Origin of the sequence: Rhodococcus sp. NPDC078407, assembly GCF_044542515.1 — a bacterium.
Lineage (GTDB): Bacteria > Actinomycetota > Actinomycetes > Mycobacteriales > Mycobacteriaceae > Rhodococcoides.
The window spans coordinates 1-1,359 of record NZ_JBITUQ010000057.1; the positions used below are offsets into that span (position 1 = coordinate 1).

Below are 1,359 nucleotides of genomic sequence, written 5' to 3' on the forward strand. Positions count from 1 at the left end.
TGAATCACCCCAGGTTTGATGCCGCTTCCTTCTGAGTCAGGAAGGATGCATGTCATGCCCAAGAAAATCGATCCGGAGGTCCGTGCGAGGGCCCTGCGGCTACTCGAAGCTCACGGAGCTGAGTACGCCTCGGTGACTGCCGCGGCGGAAGCGATTGCCAAGCAGGTCGGCGTCGGTCAGGAGACAGTGCGGCGGTGGGCCGTGCAAGCCCAGGTCGACCAAGGCACCCGCGCCGGCACTACCTCGAAAGAATCGGCGGAGATCAAAAAGCTCAAGGCCGAGAACAAGCAGCTGCGCGAGGACGTCGCCATCCTCAAGGCTGCGACGACTTTCTTCGCGGGGGAACTCGACCCCCGCAACCGATGATTATCGCTTTCATAGATTCGTTGCGTGCCAACGGTTCTGCGGTCGAGTCGATCTGCCGGGTCCTGAGCGATCAGGGCTGCAAGATCGCCGCGAGAACCTACCGAGCATGGCGAGTACGCAAGCCCGCTGCGCGTACCGTCGCCGACGCCCACGTCATCGATGCGGTCAGGGAGGTGGTGTGGAACACCGGCGCAGACGGCCGGCGGAAGATGACACCGGAAGGGTTGTACGGGAGGGTGAAGATGCGCGCACATCTGGACCGGACCGCGATCCCCGGGGTGTCCTACGGTGCAGTGGACCGTGCAATGAAGCTACTGCGCCACAACGGTATTCGACGAGCGAAAGGAATCAGAACCACAATCCGCTCGGCGGACGGCGTGCGAGCGGGCGACCTGCTCAACCGACAGTTTCGGGCCGAGGAACCGAATCGGGTATGGGTCACCGATTTCACTTACGTCCGAACATGGGCCGGGTGGGTCTACGTGGTGTTCATCATCGACGTCTTCTCCCGGAGGATCGTCGCGTGGCATGCGTCGATGTCGAAGACTGTGGACCTGGTGACGATTCCGCTCAGGATGGCGCTGTGGCAGCGCCGCCGTGAGGGTAATCCAGTGAAAGCTGCTGAGCTGATACATCATTCGGACGCGGGTAGTCAGTATACGTCCGTGAAGCTGACCGAGAAGTTGGCGCTTGAGAACATCGCCGCGTCCATCGGATCGGTCGGGGACGCCTACGACAATGCCCTCGTCGAATCAGCGAACGGGTTGTACAAGACCGAGTGCATCCGAACGACGATCTTCCACTCGGGGTCGTACAAGACGATCACAGACGTCGAGTTCGCAACCGCTGGTTGGGTCGAGTGGTACAACGTCAAGCGCCTTCATTCCAGCATCGGCCACATGCCCCCGGTCGAATACGAAACGCTCCACTACGCTGACCTCACCACCGAGGATCAGCCCCAACTGGAGGCGGCACAGAACCTAGGGTGATTCA

At 61.1% G+C, this 1,359-nt stretch carries 1 protein-coding gene; it reads left to right on the plus strand.

Annotated elements, in window-relative coordinates; all coding sequences use genetic code 11:
• Nucleotides 1–54 precede the first annotated feature (54 nt).
• Nucleotides 55–1,355 (plus strand): IS3 family transposase gene (locus ACIGGF_RS25340; protein ID WP_397523786.1). Its coding sequence is split into 2 segments (ribosomal slippage): nucleotides 55–328 and nucleotides 328–1,355, totalling 1,302 coding nucleotides; the frame shifts between segments, so codons are not numbered across the junction.
• The last annotated feature ends 4 nt before the right edge of the window (nucleotides 1,356–1,359 follow it).